At 43.4% G+C, this 7,384-nt stretch carries 8 protein-coding genes; 6 read left to right on the top strand and 2 right to left on the bottom strand.

Going from position 1 to position 7,384, the window contains the following annotated elements; all coding sequences use genetic code 11:
• Window positions 1-105 precede the first annotated feature (105 nt).
• Together L0J61_RS07690 and L0J61_RS07695 are read left to right on the top strand one after the other, a co-directional pair.
• Window positions 106-1,791 (top strand): ATP-binding protein, encoded by a 1,686-nt coding sequence (locus L0J61_RS07690; protein WP_301465816.1) that lies wholly within the window; start codon window positions 106-108, stop codon window positions 1,789-1,791.
• Window positions 1,792-1,849: 58 nt separating this feature from the next.
• The gene (locus tag L0J61_RS07695; protein WP_301465818.1) at window positions 1,850-2,029 is read left to right on the top strand and encodes a hypothetical protein; all 180 of its coding nucleotides are present in this window, start codon (window positions 1,850-1,852) and stop codon (window positions 2,027-2,029) included.
• Between the two features lie 128 nt (window positions 2,030-2,157).
• Here the strand turns inward: L0J61_RS07695 and L0J61_RS07700 are convergent, their stop codons facing one another.
• Complete coding sequence (locus L0J61_RS07700; protein WP_301465820.1) at window positions 2,158-3,636, bottom strand: ATP-binding protein; 1,479 nt, start codon at window positions 3,634-3,636, stop codon at window positions 2,158-2,160.
• Window positions 3,637-3,951: 315 nt separating this feature from the next.
• Between L0J61_RS07700 and rpsP the strand changes: the two genes are divergently transcribed.
• From rpsP to rplS, 4 genes are all read left to right on the top strand, one after another.
• Window positions 3,952-4,221, top strand: coding sequence for a 30S ribosomal protein S16 (gene rpsP / locus L0J61_RS07705; protein WP_301465821.1), 270 nt, complete (start codon window positions 3,952-3,954; stop codon window positions 4,219-4,221).
• A 175-nt stretch (window positions 4,222-4,396) separates the two neighbouring features.
• Complete coding sequence (rimM, locus tag L0J61_RS07710; protein WP_301465822.1) at window positions 4,397-4,930, top strand: ribosome maturation factor RimM; 534 nt, start codon at window positions 4,397-4,399, stop codon at window positions 4,928-4,930.
• A gap of 38 nt (window positions 4,931-4,968) precedes the next feature.
• A complete protein-coding gene (gene trmD, locus L0J61_RS07715; protein ID WP_301465823.1) occupies window positions 4,969-5,736 on the top strand; it encodes a tRNA (guanosine(37)-N1)-methyltransferase TrmD in 768 nt (255 codons plus the stop codon).
• 207 nt (window positions 5,737-5,943) lie between these two features.
• Window positions 5,944-6,330: a 50S ribosomal protein L19 gene (gene rplS / locus L0J61_RS07720; protein WP_301465825.1), complete on the top strand. Its 387-nt coding sequence runs from the start codon at window positions 5,944-5,946 to the stop codon at window positions 6,328-6,330.
• A 271-nt stretch (window positions 6,331-6,601) separates the two neighbouring features.
• Here rplS and L0J61_RS07725 read toward each other — a convergent pair whose 3' ends face one another.
• Entirely contained in the window at window positions 6,602-7,162 is a 561-nt protein-coding gene (locus L0J61_RS07725) for a DUF4442 domain-containing protein (protein ID WP_301465827.1), read from the bottom strand.
• Window positions 7,163-7,384: the final 222 nt, after the last annotated feature.

Raw genomic sequence — 7,384 nt, forward strand, 5'->3', positions numbered from 1 at the left:
TCAAATTTTATTTTTATGAGTGGTATTCAACCTGAAGGTTACGTTAGCTTCCTTCAGGTTGAGTACTAACAGCAGATTTTATCTATCAAGTTGGTCACGGCACGTATGTCACTAATTTCCTCTTTAAAACACAGTATTTTTGTTCGTATTTATGCGGGACTGCTTATCGTATGTTTATGCGTCGCATTATTCGCTCAGTTATTGATGGATACGATCAATAAAGAACGCGTACAGTCATATCGCGAAGATATGGCGGCAGGTGCTTTTCATCTGGTTAGCGAAGGTATTGCTCATCAAGAAAATGATCAGCAGCGAGCGTACTGGCTATCTGATGCTAGCAGTTTGTTTGGCTCGACTTTTAACGTCATACCTATTGATGACGTGGATTTCACTGCGAGTGAGTTGCGTCGTTTTGAGCAGGATAAGACGGTGGTTCGCTATGTCAGTCAGCCTGTGTATGCGGATATTTACTATCGTTTGCCAGACGGTGAGAGTGTCCTCACAACTAGGCTATCGCAAGTAACCGAGCAGCAGGTACGTGCCATTGCCGTCTTTTTATTAGACGATCTGTCTTATCACATGACTTTGTCTGATAAGAGAGAGCGTTTAGCAGAGCTCGAAGAGGAGTTTTCTTTTCCTCTAGCATTCCAGGCGGTCAATACGCTTGATTTAGATTCAGATCAACTGGCACGTTTGCGCCGTGATGAAGTGGTTATCTCTTTACAGGATACCAATAGCAGTAAAAGAAACTCTGCTATTAGAGTCATGGTGCCATCTGAAATTAACGATATGGCGATACTGATTGGTCCGGTGCCGTTGTTTAATTGGTTCCCACTTAATCTCATCATCAGTATGATTCTTATTAGTATGTTTCTGATCAGTTTGGGGGTCTATGCGTTAATTTTCCCGCTTGAGCGCAAGCTACAGATCATTCAGGTCGGTGTCAATGAAGTCAGTAAGGGTAACCTCGATACTCAAGTTCAGGTGATTGGGCAGGATGAGATTGCTCGTTTGTCTGCGACTTTTAACGCGATGACATCTCATATCAAACGATTAATTGAGTCACAGCGAGAGTTAACACGCGCGGTATCGCACGAATTACGAACGCCGGTGGCTCGTATACGCTTTGCCGTAGATATGCTTGCAGACACTGATGATGAAGATTCTCGTGTCATGCAGCGTGATTATATCGATGAGGACATTGAGTCACTAAATGGTTTGATTGACGAGATTTTAACTTATGCCAAGCTTGAAGAAGGTTCCCCAAAGCTAGATTTAGAGCCAGTGAATCTTAGAGATTTGCTAGAACAGATTGAGCGTGAGACCAACGCTTTAGGCAAGCCGATTACAATAAGGACGAATCTACCCCATACTAAAGTTACTGCGGTCGCTGATAGACGGTATTTGCACCGCGTCATTCAGAACTTAGCAGGTAATGCTCTACGTTACGCTGATAGCACGATCCTCATTAGTGCTGGTGTCAAAAGAGGCAACGCCTTTGTCAGTGTAGAAGATGATGGGCGGGGTATTCCAGAAGAGGATCGTGAAAAGGTTTTTATTCCATTTTCACGCTTAGATGATAGCCGTACACGAGCATCGGGTGGTTATGGCTTGGGTTTATCTATCGTATCGCGTATTGCTTTTTGGTTTAATGGCAACATGAGTGTCGGTGAGAGTAACGAGTTGGGTGGTGCAAGGTTTGTGATGACATGGCCCATTAAGCCTTTGACACAAATTCTTGCTGCTGATGAGTTGACGCAAGAAAAAAGTGAGCGTGATTTTGAAGAGTAAACTATAAGATTTGTTTGAAATGCCCTAAAAGTAAGTATATCTAAAAGGAGAGCAGAAGATGCCATATTTATTTGGTGGTTTGGTGGTTTTGAATGCGATAGTGTTAGGTTATTATTTGTTTTTACAGCAGCCGTCAAGCACTCAGGCATTGAAGGATGCTCAAGCGGAGATTACGCAGCCGTTAGAGTTCACGAATAGTGCTCAGCATATTCCGCCTGTTATTGGTGAAAAAGATTAGCTTTTGCTAGGATTGATTTTTACGGGTAAGTTTCTTTAGGGCGGGACTCGAAGAAACATAACTCTCGTTTTCAGATGCTTCAATGCGCTTTACACACCTCTAAGCGTTGAAGCGTTCATTCTCCTGACTTAATCTTCCTTATCCGCTGCAATATTATTAGATTCCGATGTTTCTTCGGTATCAGCGGCCACCTTTTCATCTCCAGCCACTTTAGATAGTAGCGGAATTCTTATACATACTTGCAAGCCACCTTCAGGGTGATTGACGGCCTCAACAGTTCCATGATGTAGCTGCGCAATACGGCTAACGATGGCTAGCCCTAAGCCACTACCTTGTGTGGTACGTGCCGTCTCCCCACGTTCAAAAGGTTGCATAATGCGCTCTAGGTGGTCTTCTGCCACGCCATCACCACAATCACGCACGCATATCATCAACTGTTCTTGCGCTTCTTTATTGATAGCACTTTCAGTCACCACATCACTATCTTCCTCTTCTTCATTCTCTGTAAATGTCGGCATAACGGTTGCCGATAGATAGATAGGAGGTTTACCGTAACGGTTGGCATTATTAACTAAATTGATAATCAGCCGTTTAATAGACAGCGGTCTTACGGGTACAACCTTGTCGCACTCAGATTGATAGACAAATTGCATCGGCGCAAACTGAACCATGATTTCGTTAAATATGGTGTCCAAATCGGTTAGGCTAACTGGCTCGTCCGAGCCGTCTTTCATAAAGGAGATAAACTGCTCTAAAATGGCATCCATGTCTTCAATATCGTAAATTAATCCTTCTCGGAAAAAGTCATCTGGCAACATCTCAGCGGTCAAACGCATACGAGTCAGAGGCGTACGCAGGTCATGTGATATGCCTGCGAGCATAATTGTACGCTCTTTTTGTGCTTGGTTTAACGTGGTAAATAGACGGTTGAACGCCATGTTTACTTGACGAATCTCTGTTGGGCCTTTTTGTGTCGGCAAGGTGGTTGCATGACCCAAGCTAATATAATTGGTCGCCGCTCGTTGTAAGTAGCGTAACGGGCGATTTAATTGTCGTGCCAATAGAATAATAGTCAGCAGTGACAGGATCGGCAGGCCAATAAGAAATAGTACCAATAGTCCGGTACTGTACTGTGAGTAATAAACCACTGGCTCTCGCACCCAAAAGCTTGTATCACGGCTATCCTGAACCCATAGTTGTGGCGTTGGCTTAAATTTAAAATAAACCTCAACAGGTCGACCAAGCTGTGCACTCATTTCACTTTGCAATACATCTGTAAAAACACCCACAAATACTTTATCCGCGACTTCCGGAAAATCACTTGGATTATCGACCACGACTACGTGAGAATGCTGATAAATCCATCGGCGTACATCAGGAGCGTTTTGCCAGTCTTTGTTCACACTATTAATCAGCTGCAGTTCGCTGGTCAAATAGCGTGCATGCGTTTTGAGCTCCGGCAAATACAGACTGCGCCAAAAGAATAGAATCGACAAACCAACACTGATGAGCACAATAAAAGCAACCATCAAGGTTGTGAGCCAAGTGTTGGAATAAGAGCGTGCTAGCCAACCTTTACGACGTGGTTGCGGGTTTGTGGTGGTCATATGAGTCCAAGCGGTTGAGAGATGCTTTATTAAATCTATGAATAGAGAGAGTATGGGCAGCGCTCATGATAATGACTGATGGCGCTAACAAGTTATGTTATTAGAGTAGCATAATCAGAAGCTCTGACAGGTCGAAAAGACGAATCGATTTTATCAAACCTCTAAACAAGCTTTGATATCAGAGATATTTTACATTGAAGTGCATTTAAGCTATTGTTAATAAATAGATAAATTAGCACAGTTTATGTTTTCAATGCATAAATACTGTGATATAATTATGCCCTTTTTGGTATACCTGCGAAAGAGAGAATTCACATGGTTGTTATTCGTTTAGCACGGGGCGGTGCCAAGAAACGCCCATTTTATCAAGTAGTTGTTGCTGATCAACGCCGTTCGCGTGACGGTCGCTACATTGAAAACATTGGCTTTTTTAACCCACTCGCTAAAGAGTCTGAAGAAGCAGTACGCCTAAACATGGAAGCGTACAATGCGTGGGTCGCTAAAGGCGCACAGCCTTCAGATCGCGTTGCTTCATTAGCAAAAGCTTACAATAAGTCTGCTGCTCAAACTGAAGAAACTGCTTAAGTTTTTGTGGTTGCTGAGATGATTATAGCTTGACTATAGCCGTCTCTATAGACTTTAGAACACATAGCGTAACTGGTTTAACCAGGGTACGCCATTAACTGTTTATCGCTTTTGACACGACTTTTATCATTGTCGTTTTAATTATTTTTAGTTAATCCTTGCTAGGTTAGTCGTTATGTCATCTGCTCCAGACGCTAGTGCCCTCATGAAAATCGGTCAGCTTAAGAAGCCTTACGGCATCAAAGGCTGGCTTTGGGTGTTTAGCGATACAGATGATCGCACGGCAATATTTGACATGCAGCCGTGGTGGATGAAAACCGCCACTGGCATGAAGCCTTTGACTGTGAAAGCTTGGCGTGAACAAGGATCAGGAATCGTGGCTCAATTTGAGCAGGTTCCCGATCGTAATATTGCAGAGACAATGAACGGTGTTACCGTTTGGGTCGAGCAAGACGCCCTGCCTGAAACGGCTGAAGATGAATATTATTGGTCGGATTTGGTCAGCTTGCGCGTTATGAACGAGCAGGGTGAGTATTTAGGCGATATCACTGAGATGTTTGAAACTGGTGCCCACGATATCATGCGGGTAGCAGCAAAATCAGATAGCTTGGATAATGAAGAGCGCCTAATTCCATGGCACAAGCAAACGGTAGTCGAAGTCGATATGACTGAGAAAACAGTGCTTGTGGACTGGCCGAGTGATTATTAGCCGTTGAGCAAGTAGATAATTGAGCAAGTAGATATCAGATGTATTTTGCCGTCATTAGTGTTTTTCCTGAAATGTTTGCCACGATTCGTGAGTTTGGTATCACAGGTCGTGCAGTCACTAGGGAACAAGTGACGATCGAATGCATTAATCCACGTGATTTTACTACTGATAACTATCGTCGTATCGATGAGCGCCCGTATGGCGGGGGTCCTGGTATGGTGATGATGGCCGAGCCATTGTCAAAAGCCATCGAGGATGCGCGCCAGAGGGCTAGCCAATATGGCTGTCGTATCGATAGTGAGTATTGTCCGGTGATTTATCTATCACCACAAGGACAGACGCTCAGCGAGAGTGGTGTGGTCAATATGACTGAGTATGACGGCATGATTCTATTATGCGGTCGGTACGAAGGTATTGATGAGCGCTTACTGTCGCAGTATGTCGATATGGAAGTTTCGTTGGGTGATTATGTATTGACGGGTGGTGAGCTACCCGCAATGGTGGTGATGGATAGTGTGATACGTCGTTTGCCTGACATTATGGGTGATGACAAATCCGCCGAGCAAGACTCCTTTGTTGATGGTTTGCTTGATTGTCCTCACTACACTAAGCCACATGAGTTTGCTGGTATGGCAGTACCTGATGTTTTACTTTCAGGTCATCATGCCAATATCGCTAAGTGGCGCTTTAGTCAACAAGTCAGTCGTACCAAAACACGGCGTCCAGACTTGTGGCAAGCATTCACACCAACGGTAGAGCAAGTAAAGTGGTTAAAAGCATTGGCAAAAGTAGACAAAGATAGCTGATAGGGTAGTTATAAACTCGCTATACAGACTGGATTTGATAAACAGTTAAGTAATAGAATTTTGAGCAATATTAAAACGAGTCATAAAATAGTGGCCGTTGGTTATAACCCATTTACGTTGTGTCTCACTATAAAGAGATGCGATTAATTATTACAAACAGGTGATATGCGTTAAGCCTCTATTATCTAATGTGAGGAGATAACTCTCATGAGCAACAAGCATCCATTAGTTCAGGTCGTCGAAAACGCGCAATTGCGTGAATACCCTAGCTTTGCACCCGGCGATACCGTTGTGGTACAAGTAAAAGTACGTGAAGGTGAGCGTGAGCGTCTACAGGCTTTTGAAGGCGTTGTAATCGCTAAGCGTAACCGCGGTATCAACTCAGCGTTTACTGTACGTAAGATTTCAAGTGGCGTTGGTGTTGAGCGTGCATTCCAAGTGCATTCACCAATCATCGATAGCATCCAAGTGAAGCGTCGCGGTGCTGTTCGCCGTGCGAAACTATACTACTTACGTGAGCGTTCTGGTAAGTCAGCACGTATCCGCGAAAAGCTTAGTGCTCGTCCAGCTGCTCAGAAAAAAGCTGGCGCTTAAAGATCTGCTGCAGTTGAAGCTGCACATGGTATCTAAGTGTGAGTATTTGAGCATAAGTATCTAAGCACAAATATTTAAGTGCAGGCTTATTATCTATCCTTGGTTGTACGACGTACGACTCTTAGAGATAAGCCCATAGTAGATACAAGCCCTTATTCATAGGTTTATTTATAAATAAGCGGGCCATACCAAAAAAGACAAAACCCCAGTCTATGCGAAAGCTAGATTGGGGTTTTTGTATGTAAGGCTTAAATTAAAGTGAATAACGGTATCACGCAATATCAGAGGTATCGATACGAATACTTTGATCTTTTGATTTGCTATGCTTGCGCAAACGTATGTAGAGGGTTTTGGTGACAGTGGCGACTGTTTTTTGCTGATCGTCAACGATATCTACTTGGTACTCTCGAAACGCTGCTTTGCCCTCTTTTGTGAGCTCTTGAATAGTAATGATTTCCGAGCTAGGAATCTTCATCCGTGCCGTGACCTTGCTGTTGCCAGGCGCGACAAAGTCAATGTGTGAGCTTTTATCCCAAACCACATAGCTGCTGCCCAATTGGTGCATGAGCATCAGCATATAGAATGGATCAACCATGGAGTACAGGCTACCGCCAAACTGAGTGCCCACGATGTTTTTGTTCAGCGCGTTAAGCCCCATGCTGACGACGCATAGTCCTTGATCTAGGTTGATGTGTTCGATTTTGATACCAGCACCAATGTATGGTGCATAAGTATTGATACGTAGTTTAAGTAAGTGCGGTGTCAATAGTGGCATGATACCTTGTTTGGCTCTACGTTTTAGCGTCTCAAAATTATTGGGTAATAAGCTCATAAAGGCGTCCTGTTGCTTCTATCAGATTTTTTAATTATAACAATTTAGACAGTTCAAATATGCTGCTATTCACGAAAAGTTAGTCGTAAAGAATTACATCATAAGTAAAAAGCATTGAGACTACTAGCGCTAAAAAGTAAGCAAAACGCGGTAGTGCGAGTATGTGATGTCTTATTATTCATCTGCCTATATTGTAACTAAACGCGTATTATGCCTGACAGA

The organism is Psychrobacter sp., assembly GCF_030457785.1.
GTDB lineage: Bacteria > Pseudomonadota > Gammaproteobacteria > Pseudomonadales > Moraxellaceae > Psychrobacter.

Bases quoted from the DNA above. Each gene is read 5' to 3' on its own strand.
- L0J61_RS07700 (WP_301465820.1), bottom strand. From the start codon at position 3,636: ATGACCACCACAAACCCGCAACCACGTCGTAAAGGTTGGCTAGCACGC.
- rimM (WP_301465822.1), top strand. From the start codon at position 4,397: ATGTCATCTGCTCCAGACGCTAGTGCCCTCATGAAAATCGGTCAGCTT.
- rpsP (WP_301465821.1), top strand. From the start codon at position 3,952: ATGGTTGTTATTCGTTTAGCACGGGGCGGTGCCAAGAAACGCCCATTT.
- rplS (WP_301465825.1), top strand. From the start codon at position 5,944: ATGAGCAACAAGCATCCATTAGTTCAGGTCGTCGAAAACGCGCAATTG.
- L0J61_RS07725 (WP_301465827.1), bottom strand. From the start codon at position 7,162: ATGAGCTTATTACCCAATAATTTTGAGACGCTAAAACGTAGAGCCAAA.
- trmD (WP_301465823.1), top strand. From the start codon at position 4,969: ATGTATTTTGCCGTCATTAGTGTTTTTCCTGAAATGTTTGCCACGATT.
- L0J61_RS07695 (WP_301465818.1), top strand. From the start codon at position 1,850: ATGCCATATTTATTTGGTGGTTTGGTGGTTTTGAATGCGATAGTGTTA.
- L0J61_RS07690 (WP_301465816.1), top strand. From the start codon at position 106: ATGTCACTAATTTCCTCTTTAAAACACAGTATTTTTGTTCGTATTTAT.